The sequence below is a fragment of the Methylobacterium sp. P1-11 genome, from assembly GCF_008329595.1.
Lineage (GTDB): Bacteria > Pseudomonadota > Alphaproteobacteria > Rhizobiales > Beijerinckiaceae > Methylobacterium.
On sequence record NZ_NPKS01000040.1, the window covers coordinates 32,605 to 53,936 of the forward strand.

Genomic DNA, 21,332 nt, shown 5'->3' on the forward strand with positions numbered 1-21,332 from the left:
TGCGAAAAAAGAGGTCATCGATGCTCACGCCGTTCCATCTCGCCTACCACGTCACCGATCTCGACGCGGCCCGCCGCTTCTATGGCGGCGTCCTCGGCTGCCAGGAGGGCCGCAGCACCGAGACCTGGGTCGATTTCGACTTCTTCGGCCATCAGCTCTCGCTGCACCTGGGCAAGCCCTTCTCCACCACCCGGAGCGGGACGGTCGGCAACCATAAAGTGATGATGCCGCATCTGGGCGTGGTGCTGCCGCTCGACGCCTGGGAGGCGCTCGCTGGCCGCATCGAGGCGGCCGGCATCGCCTTCGACATCCCACCAGTCGTCCGCTTCGCCGGTGAGCCCGGCGAGCAGCGCACGATGTTCTTCTTCGACCCGAGCGGCAACCCGATCGAGATCAAGGGCTTCCGGGATCTCGCCGGCGTGTTCGCCCACTGAAGGCCGCCCATCTTTCATGGCCGCTTTGAGAGAACGCCTCGCACTCTCGAATGGCCGACATGGGCGACAAGCCGAAAGCGGATGGTTTCATCCGTCCGAATCGGTCCTGGCGAGTAGGTGCCAGACGTCAGTTACATTCGCTACGCGCTTAAATTTAGCCGATAGCGATATGCATCTCCCCGGAACAGGCCCTCAACGTACTCGATCATAACTGAGTCCTGATTGTAGCTGTGGCGCTTGATTAGCAGGCACGGGAGCGGCCGTTCGAAGGCGAAGATTTCGCATTCGTCCGCCGTCGGCATAGTCGCCTCCACCGTCTGCTCGCAGCGCACGAGACGGCCGCTCGGGTGCCCGCCTAGGAAGGCGTAGACTGAGCCGGAGAGATCGCCGGTCTCAAGGGCAGGCACCGCGCGGATGTTGTACCAAGCGACCTCACGCGACATCGGCACACCGTCGCCGTAGCGAACGCGCGTCAGGCGCAGGAACGGGGCCGTCGAGGGCAGGCCGAAGATCGATGCGATCGAGCGGTCCTCGGTGACCGCCCGATCGAGAATGCGCGAGGACGGGATCTTTCCGAGCTCCCGCATCTCCTCCGTGAATCCCTTGAGCCGGTCCATGCCCGGGCGCACGGGCTCAGGGGGACAGCGCACGAGGAAGCCGGAGCGCCCGCGCGGCACAAGAAGTTCGTTGTAGCTGAGTTCGGCATAGGCGCGCTGGACAGTGACGCGGCTGACCCCGAGGCTGTCGGCGAGCTGGCGCTCTGCCGGCAGGATGACGCCCGGCGGCAGCGAACCCGACAGGATGAGCTCGCGTAGCTGGCCTTCGATCTGCCGGTACAGCGGCATCGCAGTGTCGCCGCGCAGGCGCAGGAGAGAGAGCACCGAGGGACGCTCGTCTCTCGCGACGTCCGGCTCAAACTCACCGTTTGTCGTCCGATTTTTGGGGCGCACGTCCGATCGACCTCCGGTACATAAGCTTATATCGGACAGGCTCGGAGTGCTCCATGCGCGTCTTCGTCATTGGAAGCTTCGTGATGGCCTGCTCGGTCAAGGTCGCCCGGCTACCGCAGGCGGGCGAGTCCCTCAATGGCTTGGCCTTCCTGGCCGAGCCTGGTGGTAAGGGCTTCAACCTCGCGCTCGCCACGCATAAGCTCGGCATCACGGTGGACGGACTCTTTGCAGTCGGCACGGACGTGTTCTCCCCGATGGTCCGCTCGACCTTCGCGCAAGTCGGGTTCTCCGAGGATATGCTGGTGCCACATGTAGGCTCGACGGGCGCCGGCGTCGCCTTCGTCGATGCATCCGGCGAGAACTGCCTAGCGGTCTGCCTCGGCGCCAACCTCGCCCTTGGTGCGGAGGACGTCCGAGCCGTGGCCGCCCGTGTTGGGCAGGCGGACCTCGTGGCGGCGACCTTCGAATCGCCGGACGCCTCCATCCGCGAGGCCTTCGCCTTGGCTAGGACGCTGGGCCTTCCCACTCTGCTAAACCCGTCACCGGTGCGTCCTATCGACCCGACGATCTTAGCCGACACTGCGATCCTCGTCGTCAATGCGGTCGAGGCCGCCAACTTCGGCCTTGGAGCTCCTGACGCCATCGCCGACGCCCAGGCCGCGACGCCGGCCATTGCCGCGCTGCTAGACGGTGGCCTCGAACTGTTGGTGGTGACCCTGGGAGAGCGCGGCGCGATGGCGTTCCGCCCTGGATCGCCGCCCCTACGCCAGGCGGCCTTCGCGGTGGCGGCAGTCGATACGGTCGGCGCGGGGGACGCCTTCACGGCCGGACTGATGGCGGGCCTGCTCGCAGACGAGCCCGTCGACGCGGCCCTGCGACAGGCCGCAGCCTGCGGTGCGCTCACCACCTGCCGGTTCGGGGCCTTTGGCGCCTTTCCAACCGCGCGGGCTTTGGCCGCCTTCTTGGACGCCGCCGCAGTTTGATTTACGCCGCACCGAAGCACTTCGTCGTCTGCCCGCTGAACAGCGCGAGCGAGGCGACGATGCATAGCAACTCCGCCTGCCGCTTGGTCCCGGTCTTGTTGAAGATCGAGGTGAGCTGCGTGCGTACCGTGCTTGGTTGGACGCCGACGCTCTCTGCGTAGCTCTGCAGGCGCAAGCCCCCGGCCAGCGCCTGGAGCAGCCGCGCCTCCGCCGGGGTGAGGTCGAACAGCATGTTCAGGAGGCCGTCGTCCGGAACTGCCCGCGCGCCGACGTGCACTAGGATGAGCAGCACCGCCGAGGCACCAAAGACGTCGCCGGGGTGCCGCTCCAAGCGCATGATGTGAGCGATCTGAGGGCGGCGGTCGGAATAGCTGCGCACCGGCATGGTCTGCGCCGCGTGCCGACCGCCCACGACGTTGCCGATCGCGTCCTGCAGCAGCTTACTGTTGATCAGGCTCTTGAATAACAGGCCGCCGTGCTGGCCCGGGGGCAGTATCTCCTCCCGCTCCTGCAAACGAGCATTCATGGTGAGTACCCGCCCCGAAGCCGACAGGACCGCAGCAGGGAGTCCGATCTGGTTGAGCGTCATGCTGGTGAGACGGGAGCGCTCGCAGTTGAACCGGGCGCTGAGATGGCAGGCGCGCACGAGATGGGGCCGCAAGGCGTCGAGTCTGGGCAGGATGGAGGCCTCATGGGGGCCGGTTTGGGCCCGACGTTCGGCGGTGACGATCGCGACGTCGCCTGTCGGCAAGGGAATCGTTGTCCCAACCTGCCAGAACGGCTTCTCGACATCGCAGGGCCAGCCGTCATAGGAGCCCGGCACGAGGTCGACGTCGCGTATGAAGCCCGCATGGGCCTCGGCGCGCCATTGCGCCGTGCGCCCGCTGCCCCGCCAGAAGGTCGCGGCCGTTTCATGACTGAGGCGCGGCTCCAAAGCCGGCGAGGCAATCCAGCGGGGCCTTCCGACGGGGGGCAGCACCATGAGCACGGCGCCATCCGAGTTCGCCGTCTCGCCAACCGACTGAAGGACCTCCGGCCAGAGCTCCGGGGTGCCCGCAGCCTCGTAGATCCGGTCGATAAGCGCTTCCCGCATCGGCACGCCCCACGATGATCTTGCTGGCCGCGGTAAGACCAATATCAGTCCAAAACCGGCACCGGCATCCTTCAAACAGATGATGCCGCCGGCGAAGGTCGGTGCGCCGCGCACCATTCCGCTGAGTCCGCCGTCCGTTCGCCACACCGGAGGCGGCGGCGACACAGCCTCCGAAAACCAAGGGGCGGCCGTGCAAACACCTAAAGATACGGTGCTTTCACGCTCGGCTGGGACGTAGGCAGCGAGCCTGTAGCAGTGCAGGCAGTGCCATCCGCCAGACAGAGGATGCTCAGGGTCCAGCCATGCCTAGATTGTCGGCACGCGGAAGGAACAGCCATGAAGACAATCGTCGCCACCATCATCGTCGTCTTGTCGTGCGCCGGGGCCTGGGCCGACGAATTGAACGACATGCCGGACATCGCCTGCGCCCAAGCTTCCTCGGCCGCGGAGCGTGATCACATTGGGTGCCCGAACGCCAACAGCGCGGCAGCCGAGCCCCGGGCGGCCGCTTCGCCCCTCGACCGTCTGGAAGACGACTAGGTGCATTCCTGGCGTCATGGGTGTCATCGCCGCGGCCCTGCTCGCCGGCGCAAGTCTTGGTCTGTCCATCGCTGTGCCGATCGGGCCGACGAGCTTGCTTTGCATTCAGCGAACACTGTCAGGGGGCTTGCCCATTGGCCTTGCTACCGGGCTCGGCGTCGCCACCGTGCATCTGACATACGGGACCGTGATCTTGCGCTGGGGCGCGGACTTGGTTGCGGCGTGGTCGAACGGGGCCGTGCTCTCCCTGGTTTCAGGGGCCGTGCTACTCGCCCTCGCGGTCCGGGTGGTTCGCAGCGACTCGGTGCTGCATGTGAGCAGCGAGCGCCGCGACTCCCTGGCCGCGAGCTACGGCAGTGCGGTCGTGCTGGCCCTGGCGAATCCGATCACCCCCGTGCTGTTCCTGGCCGCTATGCCGGCACTCCTCGCGCGCGGAACCGCGCCACTCCCGATGCTGGCGGCCGGCGTATTCCTGGGCTCGTTCGCCTGGTGGGTCGTGCTTAACACCGCCGTGTCCTTGTTCCGGCGCTGTGTCACCAGTCAGGTTCTGAACCAGCTGAACAAGGCCGCCGGCCTCCTCCTCGCCCTTCTGGCGTTGAGCCTGCTGGTTCGGGGACTAGACGGTAGTACGGCAGGCCGTTTGGACAACGCGAGTGCGAGCGGGCCAATCGGCGCGACTGGCCAACCGCCGGGCCGGCTCTGAGACGGCGCACAGCACAGCCTGCGATCTCAACATCATTGTCACCGGCCATTCCCCGATCGAACGCACGCCATTCTGGAACTTGCCAACTGGCGCAGCGGACTTGGCGGGAAAGCAGTCGTTTTCCGGACACATAGTGTGACAGGATGAATGACCGCTCAGGGTGGATTGCCGCCGGTCCGCTTACGAGCAGCACCGCATCGAAGCGGACGTAGCTGCCTCGCTCTCGACCCTAAGGAGGCACTCTGAACGACCGAATGCAGGGGGATGAAATCAGAACCGGCCTGCGATCGTCAGACGCACGGCGGTGGGCTCCACCGGGTGGAACACCCGGTCGATCAGCCCCTCGGCGGGCTCGCCCGGCAGTCGAGATACGTACGCGTAGGTGATCTGATCGGACCGGATGTTGGTCAGGTTCAGCATGTCGAGCGAGACGCTGACGCCGGTCTCGAAGTTGTAGCCGATCCGGCCGTTGACCAGCGCGGTCGGGCGCGAGCGGATCGTGTTGTCCTCGATCAGCGGGCGCGGCCCGAAGTAGCGGAGGCGCAGCGACCCGAACCAGCCGAGCGACTCGCCGAAGGTGACGCCCGCCGACGCGATGGTGGTGGGGGCCTCCGGCACCCGGTTGCCCACCGGGTCGTAGCTGGAGAAGCGGGCGTTGGTGATCGTCAGATCCCCTTCCAGCGATAGGAAGGGCGTCACGGCGTAGCGGTTCGTCCACTCGACCCCGAAGCGCCGGGTCGGGCGGCTCGGCTCCGTGGTGCCGGTATCGCCCTGGAAGATGTTCTCCGAGGTGAAGTCGAGGCGGAACAGGGCGAGGCTCGTCTCCAGCCCCGCGATCGAGCGGTTGCGCAGGCCGACCTCGTAGCCCGTGGAGGGCACCAGGAAGGGCGAGCGGGTGATGTTGAACAGGGGACTCGCGGGATCCACCGTGGCGGTGACGCCGCGCGCGTCGTTCGAGTGGAAGCCGCCGCCGTAGTTCACGTAGAACTCGGTGTCGAACCACGGCCCGAGCACGACGCCGAGCTTCGGGTTGACGATCCCGTCGGTCGCCTTGCCCGAGTTGGCCGGCGTGTCCGAGCGGACATCGGCGTAGTAGCCGTCGGCGCGCACGCCCACGCTGGTGCGCAGCCACTCGGTCCAGCGCACCCGCGTGTCGAGGTTGAGCGCGCCACTCGACTCGAGCACCCGGTCGTCGAGCACGCCGGAGCGGTACTGACGGTTCGTGGTGTTGAACAGGCCGACGCGGATCGAGTCCGTCCGGGTCTGCGCGCCGACCTCGACCTCCAGCGGCCGGCCGAACAGGTCGCCCTGGAAGATGTGCAGCACCTCGCCGCCACCCAGAACGCGCTGGTCGAGCTGGTGGAACTGGTCGCCGTTGACGGGATCGTTGAGGAAATAGGTGAAGTCGTTGAACAGGTTCATCTGGTAGCGGATCACGTAAGCCGAGGCCCGGGTGATGCCGGTGTCGTCCGTGGCGCTGAACCGCCCGGAGAGCGAGAAGCGGCTCGTGTCGCCGCCATCCGTGGGGTTGATCGTGCCGTAGCGGCTGAGCTGCCCCGAGACGACGGCGCGCTCCGGGATCTGGTTCGTGGCGGTCCAGCGGGCCGCGTAGGCCATGCCGGTGATCGAGAACCCGTCCAGCGCCGTGCCCTGGCTGTAGCGGGCCACCCCGTTGATCTTGCGCAGGGCATCCGGGACGGTCCAGGGCCCGTCATAGACCTGCGCCTCGCCGGCCACGAGCAGGTTGCCCTCGCCCAACGGCACGCAGGCGATCGACAGGGCGCGTTGGTAGCCGAACGACCCGATCGCGGTCAGGGCCACGTTCTTGGCGACGGTGTCGAGGTAGTCGATGCGCACCGAGCCGGCGGAGGCGAAGTCGCCGTCGCGCACGAAGTACGGGCCCTTGTGGAACTCCACGGCGCCGACGAGTTCGGGGATCAGGAAGTTGAGGTCGGCGTAGCCCTGCCCGTGGGCGTGGGTGCGCATGTTCACCGGCATGCCGTCGACGCTGATGGCGATGTCGGTGCCATGGTCGAGGTTGAAGCCGCGCAGGAAGTACTGGTTGGCCTTCCCCTCCCCGGAATGCTGGGTGACGATCAGGCCCGGCACTTCCTCCAGCACCTCGCCGGGGCGCGTCACCGGACGGGCGTTGAGCGCCGCGCCGCTGATGATGCCGGCACTGGCCGAGTCCACGGTCAGCAGGGAGCCGCCGATCCCGGTGACGCCCCCGACGTACCCGGCACTGGCGTTCGGTGTTCCCGGCGTGAGGATGGTCGAAGGCGGCGCGGAGACCACGGAGATCTCTGACAGCGTGACAGCGGACGGCGTCGGCGTACCCGCGTCGGGCGCTGCCCATCCAGGCATGCAGGTCGCGACGATGAGGCCGCTCGTGGTGAGCAGCGGCCGGGTGACGTGGCGAACGCCAACGCCTAGCGCAGGGCGACGGGGTTGGGAGATCGGACGGGGCACCTGCAGACCGGGTGAAGCGTGACGGTTCGCTTGTTCTGGCACGGCCGGAGTATGAGAAACATACGGATAACTCACACCGCCGGATTGGCTTGGCGCTGTTGCCCGTGGGACGCAGCCCCGTCAGCGTCCTTCGCGTCATGGCCATGCTGAAGATGGGCCTCGTCACCTTCGGGGATGAGGTGCAGGTGACCGTAGCGGACCCCACGCTGGGTGATGACGGCGTCCGCGTAACTCTGCATCTGAGAGACCGACCCGCGCAGGACCGCCACCTCCAGGCAGTCGTCGTGGTTGAGGTGGACGTGCATGCTGGCGATCGAGACGCCGTGCTGGTGACCCTCGTCGGTCAGCCGGCGGGCCAGATCGCGCGTGCCGTGACTGTAGACGTAGCTGAGCGCCCCGTAGCAGGCCGCGGATCCAGCACCGGCGGCGCGGGCAGGCGCCAGGGCGTCACGGACGATATCGCGCACCGCCTCAGAGCGACTGCCGTAGCCGCGGCTTTCGCAGATTGCATCGACCGCCGTCAGCAGATCGTCGTCGATGGTGATGGTGATGCGCTGCATGAACGTCTCGACGTGGCCGTCGTGGCGCAGCCGGGCGGCTACCGATCCCCTCAACGGCCGTTCATACTTATCGTAGCAGTCTGCGAACCGCTCGCCTGCCCGATGCCATGTCCGGTCTGTGGCGGCCGAACGGCTACCGCTTTCCACCCCGAGCCGAAGTTGCCGGAGTGCTGATGAACGGCCGCCTTGGAGACGCGCCGACGGCGGTTCGGGCGGCTGAGTTGGGTCGGTAACAGTAGGGCCACTCAGGGTAGCATTCAGCCGGTCCGCTTCTGCGCGGCGACGCCATCAGAGTAGACTGACCCGCGGGTAAGATCGCAGGGTTTACGCACATCAGGCCTCGGCAGGGCGTGTCTGAGGCATGAACCGTCGCGGGGCATACTGCTCCCCCCGGGCGTTCAGGGCGTCACTGATCCTCGTCGCAGAGGTGACGCCCATCCAGCGGATCGCCGAACCAACGGATCGCTGCTTCGGCCGCAGCATGGACATCTGGCTCGCCCACACTGGTCCAGGCCACGACGCCGTCCGGACGGACGAGCATAGCGTCGAGGCCGAGCCGGTCTACCGCGTCGCACCCGACATAGGCGACCCGACTGGGCCAGCGCCGAGCGAGCGCCTTGAGCGAAAGGCTGGACTTGAAGTCGAGAAGCAGCCCACCACCCGCCCTCAACAACTCTCCGGCCCTTCGTCCGTCGGTCAGCGTAAAATCGGGAAGGCTGCGCCCGACCAGCGGGTGGTCGCCGCCCAATTCATAGCGCAGGCCAACGCCCCATACGCGCTCGGCGAGATAGGTGGCGCCGTCGCGGGTGGCCGCGACGTCACGCACGACGGCCCTCAGCGCCCGCGAGCTGCGGCTCGGGCGCAGGATCGCGACTTGCGCCCGCGACCAGTCGAGGATTGCGGCACCGACAGGGATACGTTCGTTTGAATAGGTGTCGAGGAGGTCGTCCGACGCCTCGCCGCGGATCGTGGCGGCGAGCTTCCAGCCGAGGTTCATGGCGTCGCCGAGCCCGAGATTGAGGCCCTGGCCGCCCAGGGGCGAATGGATGTGGGCCGCGTCGCCGGCGAGAAGCACACGGCCACGACGGTAGGTGGTCGCTTGGTAGGCGCGGTCGGTCCAGGTGGTGGCAACCTTGAGCGCCGCAATCTCGACCTCCACGCCGGACACCCGACGAAGCACCGCCTGCACGGACTCTCTCGTAAGCGAATGGGTCCGGTGGGATCGACCGCCGTCGAACTCACCGATGATGATCGAACCGGGCTTGGTGTAGATGTACAGGCCATCGGCCGTCTCGTTGCGCCCGCCGCGGAGGCGATCGGGATCCGCGAGCTCGACCTCGACGGAATAGCCGGTGAACTCGGGTTCGGTGCCGGTGAACGCGAAGCCGCCGCGCTTGCGCACGAGGCTGCGCCCGCCATCGCACCCGACGAGCCAGCGGCCGCGGAAGGTCTGGCCTCCGGCGCTCACGGTTGCCCCGTCCGCCACGACGTCGATGTCATCGACGCGGCAACCGCGGCGGATCTCGGCGCCCCATGCCTCGGCCCGTGCCTCGAGCACAGGCTCCAGCGCGTCCAGATAGACCGCCAGGCGAGGTCCGGCTGGACTGGGCAGTCGCCAGGTCCACCGCGAGACGTCTATGTCCTCTTGGAAGAACTGGATGCCGGCGAAATGGCCGGCTGGCGTGCGCTGCGGAACGGTGGTCGGCGTCATAGAATCCCCGGCGTCTCCGTCACGCCGGTAGAAGCTCTGAATGATGGGGCTGGTGGCGGCCATCGCCTCGATGTCGCCGAGCAGACCACGGCGGTAAAAGGCCTCCAGGCTGGGTGCGGAGAGACCCCGCAACCCGAACGGTGGCCCCTTCAGGGAAGTCGTGGCTGTCTCGGCCTGCTCCAGGACCAGGACCGACACGCCCGCCAGCCGCAGCTCACAAGTTAGGAAAAGGCCGACGGGACCGCCGCCCACAATCACGACGTCATAGGTCACGGATGCCTCCTCACAGGGGCTGCGGCAGCGGCGCCGCCTGACGATTATGGCGTCTCGCTCATGGAGTCATGGAACAGCGTTCCAATCCCATCGTCTTGGAACGACGTTCCATTTATGTCAAGTCACACGGCATGACCCTCGAAACCCGAACCGAACGGCGCACGGCGCCGCTCTCGAAGACCCAGATCGTCGAGGCCGCGATCAGCATCCTCGATCGAGAGGGCGAAGATGCTCTCACGTTCCGCGCGCTCGCGACCCGCCTGGTGACGGGGAGCGGCGCCCTGTACCACCATGTCGCCAGCAAGGATGATCTCCTGGCCGCGGCCACCGACGACCTCATCGCCCACGTGACGCGACAAGCCGCCAGCGAGGCGACGCCCGAGCAAGCGCTGCGCGCCCTCGCGCGGGGGGTCTTCGACACGCTGCAGCGTCATCCCTGGATCGGCAGCGTGCTGTCGCGCGACCCCTGGCAGTATGCCGTGGTGAGGCTCATCGAGAGCATTGGCCAGCAGATCCAGTCCATGGGCGTCCCTGGCCCGGCCCAATTCAACGCCGCGACCGCCGTGATGAGCTTCATCCTGGGCCTCGCCAGCCAGCACGCCTCACGCGCACGGCTGTTCCCGCCTGGGGCCGATCAAACGGCGTTGCGGGACGTGGCTCTCAGGTCGATCGCGGCGCGGTGGATGACGTTCGAGCCGTCCGAGCACCCCTTCGTTCGCGAAGTGGCGAAAATCCTGCCCGACCATGACGATCGCGAGCAGTTCCTGGGAGGTGTCGACATCATCGTGAGAGGACTACGAAGCCTCCGAGAGGATGCAATGGACGGCGACGGATCCGATTTCTGCAGATGACGTCGGTCTGATAACCTTTGATACTGACCTGACCGTTGGCGAAACGGGAAAAGTTGCCGCTTCCGAATGGCTGCTTCCGGGTCGCGCTGTAGCAATCCGGAACAGCCTCGACCTGGAGCAGCCCTTCAGGGAAGCCTCGCCGCTTGGCCGCTACTTGCCCGAGAGCGACCTTTTGGCGTCCGAACGGCGACGCATGTCACAAAGCCGGGATCGACCCCGCGACCAGGCGTCGCCGCGATCGGCCTCGTCCACTATGCTCGGCTCGATCGCAGGCGTGCAACCTCGCTAGGCCCGATCTCAAGGTAGAAGCGGATCGCATCGTCGACGAGAGCGTCGGGCGTGACACCCGCCGCCTTCGCGGCCCGAGTGATCTGGAGGCCAAGCGCAAGATCGATGCGCAGGTCGGCACCTTGGCTCGGCGAAGCTGGTGCTGCGGTAAGGGCAGGTAGGGGCGCAGCATTGTTCCGCGACTGGAGCTTGCCAAGCTTCGCTTCCCGACGGCCGCGGTGGACGAGAGCGTCGGCGCGCTCATTGAGACGGTCGCCGGCATGCCCCCGGACCCAGGTCCATTTCACGTCGCGCGCCGCGTTCAGCTCGTCGAGGCGCTTCATGAGGTCGATGTTTTTCACCTCACCCGTCGTCGTGCGCCAGCCTTTCGCCTTCCACCCGCGCATCCACTCGGTCACCGATTTGACGACGTACTGGCTGTCGCACCGCATTTCGATCGCGGCCCCGGCCGGGAAATGCTCGAGGCCGTTGATCGCGGCCGTCAGCTCCATGCGGTTGTTGGTCGTGGTGCCGGGCTCTCCGCCGCACAGCTCGACCATGCCGTCCTCGGTCGCAACGACGACTCCCCAACCACCTGGCCCGGGGTTAGGGTCACAACCTCCATCGGCATAAACGATCGTTCGCATCGTGGCGTCAGCCCTTTCGTATGGGGTGGTCGACGGGAGGCCGCCATCGATGCCCGAAATTGGCTGACAGATGGTATCTCCGCCCCGAGCCGTTACCGCGGGAGAGCGGCAAGCGGAGCAGCATATCTATCACCTATGCCACGCCGCAGGCAGGTCGGGTGTGACGCTCGTCAGCGAGATTGCGGAGTTCGCCGAAGGCTGTCTGCACGGCCGTCATGGGGCGGGGCTGTGTCAAAACGCGGGGGTATTGCGAAGTCGTAGAACAAACGTCTCCGCAGCCGCCGCCAGGGATCTCCAGAGCGACTGGCCGGTGGCAACAAGAAGCCCCTGAGGCCGATGTCACGCTTCTTCGAGAGACCAGTTTTCTCCGGCAGCCGATAGCATTCGCGTTTTGATACAGCCTCGGTCGCGACCGGAAGGACCGTTCGGGGCGGTTCCCGGAATGTCGGCTTCCGGACGGCAGATGCATCGAAGCAGAGATAGCCGCGAGGACCGTCCACGACCCTTCTCAAACCTTGGGCGCGTCCGCCTTTAGCCGTTCGGATCCAACACAGGCGGATGACGGGAAAGGGGATCTATGCCAGTCCGCTTATGAGGAGCGACGCCTTGAGGGCGGAAAGCCGGTGAAGTGCTTCAATTGGCCAGCACTGTGCCTCTCGCGGCGGTATGTCGCCTCCTTGCAAGACTTCTGAAGGGGATATCGGATGAGTCAGGATCACGTGTTGCTCTTATGCAACAGCACGGAAACAATATATCTAGATTATAAATATTCTAGTTCGCGCGAGGCAACGGAAATCAATCTGCCTCAATAGCATAGGCATCATCTTGGAATTATTACAAGAATATGTTTAGAAATTACCTCCGAAAGACACCGGATGAAACCTTGCTTCAAATAGTGACCCTTCAGTACCTCCGCACCCGGATCCGCCAGTAGGTCCAACATGTATCGGCTTCCGTGTGAAGCTGCGGAGTGGATAAATGAGTGTCGCCCCTCAGCGTAGCCTTCTCGGGCTTTTGCTGGCCAGCACGGTCTTAGTGACGACTGTGCAGGCACAACAAACCGTAGCAATGGCCGACATTGCTGAGCCTGTGACGCTGGATCAGCTTACCGTCCAAAGTGAGGGCCAGCGCCCAGAGCCACAGGGTGGCGTCACGGTTGGGTATCTCACCAAGCAAACGCGCAGCGCGACCAAGACGAACACGGCCGTCATCGACATCCCGCAATCCATCACTGTTATCCCCCGAGAACAGTTTCTGGACCAGAACTATCAGAACTTGACTGAGCAGCTGCGCTTCGTGCCGGGCCTAATCCCCGCGCAGGGCGAGAGCAATCGCGATCAAGTGCTCATCCGCGGCCAGAATACCAGCGCGGATTTCTATATAGATGGTATTCGCGACGACGTCCAGTACTTTCGCGACCTGTACAACATTCAGCGGATTGAAGTCTTGAAGGGACCGGATTCTCTTATCTTCGGCCGTGGGGGCGGCGGCGGGGTTATCAACCGCGTCCTCAAAGAGGCGGACGGCTACCGGGTGCGCGAGATCGTCGCCGGGGGTGGTCAGTTCGGCGATAAGCGCGTTGCCGTGGATGTCGGCGATCGGATCAGTGACAGCGTGTTCTTCCGCCTCAACGGTGTCTTCGAGGACTCGGGCACTTACCGGCAGTTCGGCGACCTGACCCGATACGGGGTCAACCCGACCGCCACCTTCCTCATCGACCCGCAGACGACGCTGAAGCTCTCATACGAGTACTTCCACGATCAGCGCTTTCCTGATCGGGGCATACCCTCGCAGTTCGGGCGTCCATACCGGTATCGTGACAACATCCGGACTTTCTTCGGTAATCCGAACGTGAATTTCACGAAAGTCGATGCCAACATTGCCACGGTGCAGCTTGACCATCAGTTCGACACGGGCGTCGACATGCATAGCCAGTTGCGCTTTGCGGACTATGATCGGTTCTACGTCAACACGCTTCCGGGCAGCGCCGTGAACGCGGCCGGGACCGCCGTAACGATCACCGGGTACCGCAACGATACGCCGCGGACCAACTACTTCAACCAGAACGACTTCACGTACAAATTCTTGACCGGGGACATCAAGCATACCCTGCTGGGCGGTTTCGAACTCGGCTACCAAGAGGGGCTAGCCTATCGGCAATCCCTGTTCTTCGGAAATAGTCTCGCGAGCAGCGTCGTAGTCAATCCGCTCAGCCCGCTGACCTTCACGCCCACCTTTCTGCGCAACAACGGCACGACAGACTCGAATGCGCGCTACAGCCTCGGACTTGCCGCCGTCTATGCTCAAGACCAGATCGACATCACCGAGTGGCTGCAACTCGTCGGTGGCCTGCGCTACGACCATTTCGACTTCGCGTCGACGGATCGGCGCACACTGCGAACCAATACACGCGTGGATGATCCGATCTCGCCGCGCGCCGGTCTGGTGCTGAAACCGCTGCCGAACCTCGCCCTCTACACGAGCTACAGCGTGTCCTACCTGCCCTCGTCGGGAGACCAGATCGGCAACTTCACGCCAGGCCTCGTCATCGCCAAGCCGGAGCAGTTCGAGAACACCGAGGTTGGCATCAAGTACGACGTCAACCCGCGGTTTCAGCTCACGGCTGCGGCCTACAACCTGGATCGGTACAACCAGCGTCTCGCGGATCCAAACAATCCCGGCTTCTTCATCCTGTCGGGTAAGACCAACACGCAGGGCTTCGAGATCGGCGCCAATGGGTACGTCACCGATTGGTGGCAGATCGCGGGCGGGTACGCGTTCACCGATGCGCGGATCGCCAGTGCCACATCGGCCACGATCGTCGCCGGCAACACAGTCGGGTTGGTGCCGTTTAATGCCTTTACCCTGTGGAACAAGTTCGATGTAACAAGGAATTTCTCCGTCGGCGTGGGCATCCTGAACTACTCACACACTTTTGCATCCTCAGACAATACAGTGCGACTGCCGGGATACACCCGGATTGACGCCGGATTGTTCTACCAGTTCAACGACTTCGTGCGTGCCCAAGTCAACATCGAAAACCTGTTCGACCGACGCTACATCGCCACGGCCGATAACAACAACAACATCACGACGGGCGCGCCGCGCACGATCAGGGCGCAGATCATCGCGAGGTTCTGACCGCAACCGCTCCAGAGCGATCGGGCTCTTTTCCGTCAATATTTCTGTCGTTTCCAAAATTAGAGATTTCTTTTACTTTCTGGCGCCTCAGTAAACATTCCGTTTTGTCGGTGTATATTGGAGACAGAACGTCTACTCTCAGGCTAAAGGCTTGGGTCTGATTGCCCGCAGTGCCGAAGTTGCTGGACGTCTGGTGAACGGCCGCTTTGTGGAAGCGCTGACGGCGGTCCGGACGGCCGGGTTGGGTCGCTAGGAGCTCGTCCGCTTTTCCGGTGGACCTGCTCCGAAGCGGACCGGCAGCTTCCGGCCAGCTTCCGCTGAAAGAGATCACGCATAGAGCGTCTTAGACGTCTAAACAGCGGCCGCGCCGTATCGGCGGCGCAGGTCGGTTACCTCTGACGCTCGGACAGCACGTGAGCGACGATCGCGTTCGCGTGACCGTGGCCCATTCCATGCTCGGCTTTCAGCATGGAGACCAAGTCCATATGCTTTGCGGGAAGGTGTGCTCGGACCAGCTGCTGCCAATCGCCGATCGGGCGCCCGTACTTCTTCTCGATAGATGGAAAATACGACGCAGGTCCTTTGGCGGGCTCGGTCGGCATGCGGGCATCTTTCGCAACAGGCGGTGGGCGACAGCTTCGTCGCGCATCGCGCTGACTGCAACCCTCGCGCAAGAACCAGTACGGTGAGCCCGCCGATGTCCGCTCAAAGGCCGAAGGCGGCCGTCCGCTTCTGCGGCGGAGCTACTCCGAAGCAGCCATTCTGATTGCGGCCACCTCCAGCCGGCCGCTTCGCGTGCAGCCTGGCAAGTTAGACTGACGCTATGCAGCTCTTCCCGATGCCCGCGTTGGATCTTTCACATGCGCCAGCTCAAAAGATCGGCCACAACCAGAGATGCGGGTCCGAAGATGGGAGAGTTATTGTATTTGAACAATGCTGGAAGGCCGCAGGATAACACTAAAAAGCATGTTCAAAGAAATGAAACAGGCGGCGATCTGCATACGTTAAACTGGTGCTTGTCTCATGCTCGGGCATGCGGGGCGCGCTACGAAGGCGGTCAATCGCGAGAACGACGTTGCACGCCGGTATCAATGGCGCAACGAGGTGCCACGCCAGCTTCGATCCGATTTCTGCTCGCATCTGCTGCCATCACAGCCACGGCCGATTTTAACTTTTTTAACCGGATCACTGCTCGCGACACTAGTATATCCCGCTCTGAGAACGTCGAATCGGTGTATCAACATGGATCACGAGATCAACGACGAGCAGAGCGGTCAACGTCGTCGCGAAATTCTTCAGGTGGCCTGCGTTGCTGCCGTGGGGGCTTCTCAAAGCGCCCGGGGTCTCTGCGCAAGCCGCTCGGTTTGACGCGCGTGACAGCCTTCCACTCGGCGCGCGGCTACAGGGCGTGCAGAATTTCGGCGTCACCGCTCAAACCACGGAGCGGGCCTTCGAATTCCACGCGGAGGTGCTCAGTCGGACCGAGGTCTCGCGGGACGGCGCCTTCAGAGGGGAGCCGGTCCATCACACGCCGAGGGCCGACCAAGAGATCATTGCTCGCGAGCGACGCGTCGATCCTCGTACCCTCGGCGTTCCGGACCTGAAGGGCGACTCTCAGCGGCTCGACGTCCGCTTTGTCCAGCTCGAGAACGTCGTTATCGAACTCCTGCGGTATCGTGATGCCGCGCAGCCGATGAGTGGCGGCGACAGCTGGGCCGAGCCGCGTGATCACATGAGCCCAGCCTATCCGTGCTCGATACACATCTGCTTCTACGTCCGCGACGACGTGAACTTCGACACGTTCATCGGCGATCTGGAAGCCGAGTGCGCACGCCGGGGCATGACGCAGGTGCGGGCGAACCGCACCGTGGCCGTGCACTCCGAAGACGAGCGTCGCGCGGCACCGAAAAATGCCAATACGATCAAGATCCATGAGGGCCCGTCGAACGGCTGGTCGAGCATCGATTGCGAGGGTCCCGAGGGGGAACAGCTCGAATTCGTCCAGGTCCTCCGCCCCGTGAAGAAGACTGTCGCCGATGGCGCGGCGGTGCGCCGAACGCCGACGAAACGCGGCTGGCGAACGTCGAGGCAACGAAGTGGGATGACCTCGGAACGGCCTTGGACCGATAGATCGTGCGCTCGTTCGCTCAAGTCCAGCTGAAGCGCTCCTGTTCTCCTCCTGATATTCAGCGCCGAGCCTGAACTTTACCAGTTCAGTGGCGCCCGCCTGCCGTGGAGGCCTCAGTCGCCCTTCCAGTCTGCCTGACCGAAAGCGTTGGTGTGGACGCCTCCAGCAACGGTTCGCAAAACCTCTACTCTGGCACATCAATGCCGTCTGGCGGCGCCCACCCCGACGTTTGGAGAAAGCCTTACGGCGATCCGCGCGGTAGGCATGGGGCGACGGGAGCCCATCGGCTTTTGCGGCGGGCTAGCTCAGACGCGAACCAGCGGCTTTCGGCCAGTGACCGCCGATGGCAGGCGCCTCAGAACGACCGTGTCGGGTGGCTCTCAGCCTGTCCGGTCCTGGGAAGAGGGGTTTGGCCGCTACACACCCATCTCGACCATTCGACGTCGGTTCGGGGCCGGGAAACGCAGAGCGCTTCCCGGCGGGCTCCCTCCTGTCAGAGGCTCGGGTGCAGGCCGCGGACCGGGCTCACGCCCTCCAGCACCGAGGCGGCGCGCAGGAGCGTCGTCTCCGCCTGCCAGCTTCCCACCAATTGCACGTTGATTGGCAAGCCCTCGCGACTCGTCCCGAACCGCATCGACAGCCCGGGCAGGCCCGTCACGTTCAGAGGCACAGTCGCGCCCTGCAGGTACGTCAGGTCGACGGTCTCGCCGTTGACGACGAGTTCCTTGATGCCGTGCTTGTGCGCCGGGACCGGTAGCACGGGAGTCAGGAGCACGTCGTGGTCCCGGAAATAGGCCGCATAGCCGTCCCGGAGCCGCTCCGCCGCCTGCTGGGCCGCGACGTAGTCCTCCATCGACGTGTCCGGCAGCGACAGCATCGTCTTGGCCATCCTGTACATCTGGTCCTCGTGCCCGACCGTCGCCTCGCGGAACGCCGGCTTCATCTCCATGACGTGGAGCTTGTTGAACACGTCGAGGGCGAAGTCGCGCTCCAGAGCCGGGATGCGCACCTCCTCCACGTGGTGGCCCTCGCCCTTGAGGGCGTCGGCCGCGGCCTGGACGGTCGCCGCGACCTCGGTGTCGATGGGGCCGAAGCCCGGCCCGACCATCCAGCCGACGCGTAGCTTGCGGTCCGACGTAGCGCCGAGGCCGGCGTCGAACGGGACGGTGCTGGTCGCGAAGGCGTCCTGCCCGTCGGGGCCGGCAAGCTGCGAGAAGGCGAGCGCGAGGTCGCGGATGCTGCGCGCCATCGGGCCGACGTGCCAGAAGCGACGCGGCGCCCGCGGCCAAATGCCTGTCATTGGGACGCGCCCATGGGTCGCCTTCAGCGAGACGATGCCGGTCTGGGCCGCCGGGCCGCGCACCGAGATGGCGAGGTCGGTGCCCAGGCCGAGCGGCGACATCCCCGCCGCGATGGCTGCCGACTCGCCGCCGCTTGAGCCGCCGGGCGTGCGGTCGAGGTTCCACGGGTTGTTCGAGCGGCCGGAGAGCAGGTTGTCGCTCTCGATCCAGTAGGAGAATTCGGGAAGGTTGGTCTTCGCGAGAAGGATGCCGCCGGCCTTTTTCATGCGGGCGACGCTGGTCGCGTCGGCATCGGGGGTGCGGCCCCTGAAGATGGGTGAGCCGCGCTGGGTCATCACGCCGGCGGTGTCGATCGAGTCCTTCACGGTGAAGGGTACGCCGTGGAGCGGTCCGAGGTCCTTGCCCGCCATGACTGCCGCCTCGGCTTCCTTGGCGATGACTATCGCGCCCTCCGCGATCGTGACGATGGCGTTCACCTTGGGGTCGACGGCTTCGATGCGGTCGAGGTGCGCCCGCACCACCTCGACGGGCGAGAGCTCCTTAGTCCGGATCAGCTCGGCCAGTTTGGTCGCGTCGGAGAAGATGATGTCCTGGGTCATGCCGGCTTCCCTATCTGTCGTTAGGCAGGTTCGAGCTAGGGCTGGATCTTCACGCCGTCAACCCCTAACTAACGATCGTTAGTCTTTCTGCTTCGGCCTGGAGGTAAGGGTGAGTACGAGCGCGAAGGAGACGATCCTGGCCGCCGCCAGGAAAACCGCGCAGGCGCATGGCTATGGCGGTCTGAGCTATCGCGACCTCGCCGCCGAGGTCGGCATCAAGGCCGCGAGCATCTACCACCACTTTGCCAGCAAGGCGGATCTAGGCGCGGCGGTAGCTCGGCGCTACTGGGAGGATACGGCGGCCGAGCTCGACGCGATTCTGGCCGAGACCGGCGACCCGATCCGCTGCCTGCAGCTCTACCCCAACACCTTCCGCAGGTCGCTTGAGGACGGGAACAGGCTCTGCCTGTGCAGCTTCATGTCGGCGGAATACGCCAACCTGCCCGAGGCCGTGCAGCGGGAGGCGCAGGGCTTCGCCGACGTCAACGTTGCCTGGCTCGCCAAAGTGCTGGTCATGGCTGGGGCGGCGGAGCCCATGGGCAGCGAGGCGCGAGCGCGCGCCATTTTTGCGGCGGTGTCCGGTGCCCAACTCTACGCGCGGAGTCGTTCGGACGTCTCGCAGTTCGACGACCTGATCGAGAGCTACCGCGCCTCGGGCCTCCTGCCGACGTGAAATGGGAAGCGCGTCCGGCTGTTACGCCGAACGCACCTCGGGTCTGTCTCGATGTGTCGTGCCTCGCCGGTCCTCAGGCGCGCGCGAGCAGGTCGAGAAGGCGCTCGGCCGCGGGTCCGGACGAGGCCGGGTTCTGTCCGGTGATCAGCAACCCGTCCCCGACGACGTACGGCTCCCAGTCGCCGGCCTTGGAGAATGCGCCTCCGTTCCGCTTGAGCTCATCCTCGACGAGGAACGGAACCACCTCAGTCAGGCCGACCGCCTCCTCCTCGGTATTCGTGAAGCCGGTGACGGCCTTGCCCTCGACGAGTGGCCTGCCGTTGGGCGACTTGGCATGACGCAGCACGCCGGGGGCGTGGCAGACGAGGGTGACGGGTTTACCGGCCTGGAGGGTCGTCTCGATGAGACGCACCGAGGTGGGGTCCTCGGCGAGGTCCCATAGCGGACCGTGCCCGCCGGGATAGAACACCGCGTCGAAGCCCTCGTGTGTGACCCCGTCGAGGCGGACCGTGTCCGACAGGACGGCGTTCGCTTCGCTGTCCGCCTCGAAGCGTCGGGTCAGGTCGGTCTGGAAGCCCGGCTCGTTGCTCTTGGGATCGAGCGGCGGCCGACCGCCCTTGGGCGAGGCCAGGACCACCTCGGCGCCGCCGTCCTTGAACACGTAGTAAGGGGCGGCGAGCTCCTCCAGCCAGAAGCCGGTCCTACGACCGGTATCGCCGAGCTTGTCGTGGGAGGTCAGCACCATCAGGATCTTCATCGTCGTTCTCCACGGTTGGTGTGAGTCTGTCGTCCATATGCTCGGAACACCGTTTCGACCGGCCCGAGCTTCCGCTCGTGGGCGGGTCAGTTGTTGCGCCCCGCCCCGTCGATGGAACGCTCGGCGGTCGCCTCGCGCGCATGCCGGGCCTCAGTTCTCCTGGGCGCCGCGTCCGCATGGCGGACCGCCTCGGGGTCGACCATGCGAACGGCGCCAATGATCTCCAGGGTGATGCGCTCCTCGGCCGATGCGGCGGAGGCGCCGAACAGTGCGGCCCCGAATTCAGCGAGCAGCAGATAGGGGGCGACGGGATGTACGGTTCGTAGGTTCATGGTTCTCTCCTCGCGTCAGTCTTTAGTAGACTGGTCGTCTATATTTCTCGCATGCGCATGCCGAGCGTCACGGTTGGCTCGCTCGGTCTGGCTGGTTACGGGTTCAGGATGCGTAGTGTCGTCTTCATCGCGGCGTCGAACGGCGCGTTGGTGCGCTCGATCTTCGCCATGAGGCTTGCGCCGAGCCACAGGTGGTAGAGCGTCACAGCCGTCGCACGCGGCTCGCCGTCGACCCTCAGCGACCCCTCGGCAACCCCCGCCTCGATGGCGCCTGTCACACGGTCGATAATCCCGGCCGTACCGCCTTTGAGGGCCAACCGCATGGGCTCGGAGAGGTCCGAGACTTCTGCCGCGAGCTTCACCGCGAGGCACTTGCGCTGGTAGTCAAGGCTGCCCTGTGTCGCCTGCCACTTCCGCCAGTAGTTCATCAGGCGCTCGGCATGGCTGAGGCCGGACTCGGCGAGGGTGGCATCGATGTCGGCCAGGTATTCTTCGAAATAGTCAGCCAGGAGAGCCTCGCCGAAAGCCTCCTTCGAACCGAAGTAGTGGTAGAACGATCCTTTCGGCACATCGGCCGCGGCCAGGATCTCGTTGAGACCGACTCCGGAGAATCCCTTCGCGCCCACGATGCGGTGGGCGGTGTCGAGGATGCTTTGCCGGGTGTCGGCGTTGCCGTTCACGTGTGCCATGACGCTGACATAAGATCGATTAGACCGGTCGTCTAGTGGGTCTGCGATGAAAAACCGAGCTGCTGAAGTGCCGCGCCCGACTGAGGGTCCCCCGGATCTTGGTCCGGCCGGAAGGTGAGTTTCCGGTTCTCATGAGGGTCCCCCGGATTTTGGTCCGGCCGGAAGGTGAGCTTCCGGATCTCATTCGGCGGCCTGCAGGGCCGCCGCCAGGGCGAATTCCTGGGGCGTTCG

19 protein-coding genes are annotated in these 21,332 nt (G+C 65.0%); 8 read left to right on the forward strand and 11 right to left on the reverse strand.

The window, feature by feature from the left end; translation table 11 throughout:
- The first annotated feature begins 20 nt into the window (after window positions 1-20).
- Window positions 21-434 (forward strand): VOC family protein, encoded by a 414-nt coding sequence (locus CIW48_RS28490; RefSeq protein WP_091785426.1) that lies wholly within the window; start codon window positions 21-23, stop codon window positions 432-434.
- A 140-nt stretch (window positions 435-574) separates the two neighbouring features.
- Here the strand turns inward: CIW48_RS28490 and CIW48_RS28495 are convergent, their stop codons facing one another.
- Window positions 575-1,279, reverse strand: coding sequence for a GntR family transcriptional regulator (locus CIW48_RS28495; protein WP_246695459.1), 705 nt, complete (start codon window positions 1,277-1,279; stop codon window positions 575-577).
- A gap of 158 nt (window positions 1,280-1,437) precedes the next feature.
- On the opposite strand from CIW48_RS28495, the gene CIW48_RS28500 reads away from it, so the two are divergent.
- Window positions 1,438-2,367 carry a ribokinase gene (locus CIW48_RS28500; RefSeq protein WP_149313793.1) on the forward strand — a complete coding sequence of 310 codons (930 nt, stop codon included), beginning with the start codon at window positions 1,438-1,440 and terminating at the stop codon, window positions 2,365-2,367.
- Between the two features lies 1 nt (window position 2,368).
- On the opposite strand, the gene CIW48_RS28505 is transcribed toward CIW48_RS28500, so the two are convergent.
- Window positions 2,369-3,577, reverse strand: coding sequence for a helix-turn-helix transcriptional regulator (locus CIW48_RS28505; RefSeq protein WP_149313794.1), 1,209 nt, complete (start codon window positions 3,575-3,577; stop codon window positions 2,369-2,371).
- Window positions 3,578-3,796: 219 nt separating this feature from the next.
- Between CIW48_RS28505 and CIW48_RS33565 the strand changes: the two genes are divergently transcribed.
- Both CIW48_RS33565 and CIW48_RS28515 read left to right on the forward strand, forming a co-directional pair.
- Window positions 3,797-4,000 (forward strand): hypothetical protein, encoded by a 204-nt coding sequence (locus tag CIW48_RS33565; protein WP_173009426.1) that lies wholly within the window; start codon window positions 3,797-3,799, stop codon window positions 3,998-4,000.
- Between the two features lie 16 nt (window positions 4,001-4,016).
- Window positions 4,017-4,703: a LysE family transporter gene (locus CIW48_RS28515; protein WP_149313796.1), complete on the forward strand. Its 687-nt coding sequence runs from the start codon at window positions 4,017-4,019 to the stop codon at window positions 4,701-4,703.
- A gap of 270 nt (window positions 4,704-4,973) precedes the next feature.
- Here CIW48_RS28515 and CIW48_RS28520 read toward each other — a convergent pair whose 3' ends face one another.
- The 3 genes from CIW48_RS28520 to CIW48_RS28530 form a co-directional block, all read right to left on the reverse strand.
- Window positions 4,974-7,067 carry a TonB-dependent receptor plug domain-containing protein gene (locus CIW48_RS28520; protein ID WP_149313797.1) on the reverse strand — a complete coding sequence of 698 codons (2,094 nt, stop codon included), beginning with the start codon at window positions 7,065-7,067 and terminating at the stop codon, window positions 4,974-4,976.
- A 176-nt stretch (window positions 7,068-7,243) separates the two neighbouring features.
- The gene (gene nikR, locus CIW48_RS28525; RefSeq protein ID WP_149313807.1) at window positions 7,244-7,732 is read right to left on the reverse strand and encodes a nickel-responsive transcriptional regulator NikR; all 489 of its coding nucleotides are present in this window, start codon (window positions 7,730-7,732) and stop codon (window positions 7,244-7,246) included.
- Window positions 7,733-8,138: 406 nt separating this feature from the next.
- Complete coding sequence (locus tag CIW48_RS28530; RefSeq protein ID WP_149313798.1) at window positions 8,139-9,716, reverse strand: FAD-dependent monooxygenase; 1,578 nt, start codon at window positions 9,714-9,716, stop codon at window positions 8,139-8,141.
- A 68-nt stretch (window positions 9,717-9,784) separates the two neighbouring features.
- Between CIW48_RS28530 and CIW48_RS28535 the strand changes: the two genes are divergently transcribed.
- The gene (locus tag CIW48_RS28535) at window positions 9,785-10,567 is read left to right on the forward strand and encodes a TetR/AcrR family transcriptional regulator (protein WP_246695458.1); all 783 of its coding nucleotides are present in this window, start codon (window positions 9,785-9,787) and stop codon (window positions 10,565-10,567) included.
- 251 nt (window positions 10,568-10,818) lie between these two features.
- Here the strand turns inward: CIW48_RS28535 and rnhA are convergent, their stop codons facing one another.
- Window positions 10,819-11,481: a ribonuclease HI gene (gene rnhA, locus CIW48_RS28540; protein ID WP_149313799.1), complete on the reverse strand. Its 663-nt coding sequence runs from the start codon at window positions 11,479-11,481 to the stop codon at window positions 10,819-10,821.
- 1,068 nt (window positions 11,482-12,549) lie between these two features.
- Between rnhA and CIW48_RS28545 the strand changes: the two genes are divergently transcribed.
- Window positions 12,550-14,622 (forward strand): TonB-dependent siderophore receptor, encoded by a 2,073-nt coding sequence (locus CIW48_RS28545; RefSeq protein ID WP_246695460.1) that lies wholly within the window; start codon window positions 12,550-12,552, stop codon window positions 14,620-14,622.
- A gap of 389 nt (window positions 14,623-15,011) precedes the next feature.
- Here CIW48_RS28545 and CIW48_RS28550 read toward each other — a convergent pair whose 3' ends face one another.
- Window positions 15,012-15,224, reverse strand: coding sequence for a DUF4287 domain-containing protein (locus CIW48_RS28550; RefSeq protein WP_149313801.1), 213 nt, complete (start codon window positions 15,222-15,224; stop codon window positions 15,012-15,014).
- Between the two features lie 806 nt (window positions 15,225-16,030).
- Here CIW48_RS28550 and CIW48_RS28555 point away from each other — a divergent pair.
- Entirely contained in the window at window positions 16,031-16,783 is a 753-nt protein-coding gene (locus CIW48_RS28555; RefSeq protein WP_197739391.1) for a lactoylglutathione lyase, read from the forward strand.
- A 460-nt stretch (window positions 16,784-17,243) separates the two neighbouring features.
- Here CIW48_RS28555 and CIW48_RS28560 read toward each other — a convergent pair whose 3' ends face one another.
- Window positions 17,244-18,650 carry an amidase gene (locus CIW48_RS28560; protein ID WP_149313802.1) on the reverse strand — a complete coding sequence of 469 codons (1,407 nt, stop codon included), beginning with the start codon at window positions 18,648-18,650 and terminating at the stop codon, window positions 17,244-17,246.
- A gap of 109 nt (window positions 18,651-18,759) precedes the next feature.
- Here CIW48_RS28560 and CIW48_RS28565 point away from each other — a divergent pair, with 109 nt between their 5' ends.
- Window positions 18,760-19,323 carry a TetR/AcrR family transcriptional regulator gene (locus CIW48_RS28565; RefSeq protein WP_149313803.1) on the forward strand — a complete coding sequence of 188 codons (564 nt, stop codon included), beginning with the start codon at window positions 18,760-18,762 and terminating at the stop codon, window positions 19,321-19,323.
- Window positions 19,324-19,396: 73 nt separating this feature from the next.
- On the opposite strand, the gene CIW48_RS28570 is transcribed toward CIW48_RS28565, so the two are convergent.
- From CIW48_RS28570 to CIW48_RS28580, 3 genes are all read right to left on the reverse strand, one after another.
- A complete protein-coding gene (locus tag CIW48_RS28570; protein ID WP_149313804.1) occupies window positions 19,397-20,080 on the reverse strand; it encodes a type 1 glutamine amidotransferase domain-containing protein in 684 nt (227 codons plus the stop codon).
- An 86-nt stretch (window positions 20,081-20,166) separates the two neighbouring features.
- The gene (locus CIW48_RS28575) at window positions 20,167-20,412 is read right to left on the reverse strand and encodes a hypothetical protein (RefSeq protein WP_149313805.1); all 246 of its coding nucleotides are present in this window, start codon (window positions 20,410-20,412) and stop codon (window positions 20,167-20,169) included.
- Between the two features lie 95 nt (window positions 20,413-20,507).
- A complete protein-coding gene (locus tag CIW48_RS28580; RefSeq protein WP_149313806.1) occupies window positions 20,508-21,101 on the reverse strand; it encodes a TetR/AcrR family transcriptional regulator in 594 nt (197 codons plus the stop codon).
- Window positions 21,102-21,332: the final 231 nt, after the last annotated feature.

Excerpts from the sequence above, each read along its gene's own strand:
- CIW48_RS28550 (WP_149313801.1), bottom strand. The coding sequence starts at position 15,224 with ATGCCGACCGAGCCCGCCAAAGGACCTGCGTCGTATTTTCCATCTATC.
- nikR (WP_149313807.1), bottom strand. The coding sequence starts at position 7,732 with ATGCAGCGCATCACCATCACCATCGACGACGATCTGCTGACGGCGGTC.
- CIW48_RS28520 (WP_149313797.1), bottom strand. The coding sequence starts at position 7,067 with ATGCCTGGATGGGCAGCGCCCGACGCGGGTACGCCGACGCCGTCCGCT.
- CIW48_RS28545 (WP_246695460.1), top strand. The coding sequence starts at position 12,550 with ATGGCCGACATTGCTGAGCCTGTGACGCTGGATCAGCTTACCGTCCAA.
- CIW48_RS28560 (WP_149313802.1), bottom strand. The coding sequence starts at position 18,650 with ATGACCCAGGACATCATCTTCTCCGACGCGACCAAACTGGCCGAGCTG.
- CIW48_RS28490 (WP_091785426.1), top strand. The coding sequence starts at position 21 with ATGCTCACGCCGTTCCATCTCGCCTACCACGTCACCGATCTCGACGCG.
- CIW48_RS28535 (WP_246695458.1), top strand. The coding sequence starts at position 9,785 with ATGGAACAGCGTTCCAATCCCATCGTCTTGGAACGACGTTCCATTTAT.
- CIW48_RS28495 (WP_246695459.1), bottom strand. The coding sequence starts at position 1,279 with ATGCCGCTGTACCGGCAGATCGAAGGCCAGCTACGCGAGCTCATCCTG.
- CIW48_RS33565 (WP_173009426.1), top strand. The coding sequence starts at position 3,797 with ATGAAGACAATCGTCGCCACCATCATCGTCGTCTTGTCGTGCGCCGGG.
- CIW48_RS28580 (WP_149313806.1), bottom strand. The coding sequence starts at position 21,101 with ATGGCACACGTGAACGGCAACGCCGACACCCGGCAAAGCATCCTCGAC.
- rnhA (WP_149313799.1), bottom strand. The coding sequence starts at position 11,481 with ATGCGAACGATCGTTTATGCCGATGGAGGTTGTGACCCTAACCCCGGG.
- CIW48_RS28505 (WP_149313794.1), bottom strand. The coding sequence starts at position 3,577 with ATGGTGCGCGGCGCACCGACCTTCGCCGGCGGCATCATCTGTTTGAAG.
- CIW48_RS28500 (WP_149313793.1), top strand. The coding sequence starts at position 1,438 with ATGCGCGTCTTCGTCATTGGAAGCTTCGTGATGGCCTGCTCGGTCAAG.
- CIW48_RS28570 (WP_149313804.1), bottom strand. The coding sequence starts at position 20,080 with ATGAAGATCCTGATGGTGCTGACCTCCCACGACAAGCTCGGCGATACC.
- CIW48_RS28515 (WP_149313796.1), top strand. The coding sequence starts at position 4,017 with ATGGGTGTCATCGCCGCGGCCCTGCTCGCCGGCGCAAGTCTTGGTCTG.
- CIW48_RS28575 (WP_149313805.1), bottom strand. The coding sequence starts at position 20,412 with ATGAACCTACGAACCGTACATCCCGTCGCCCCCTATCTGCTGCTCGCT.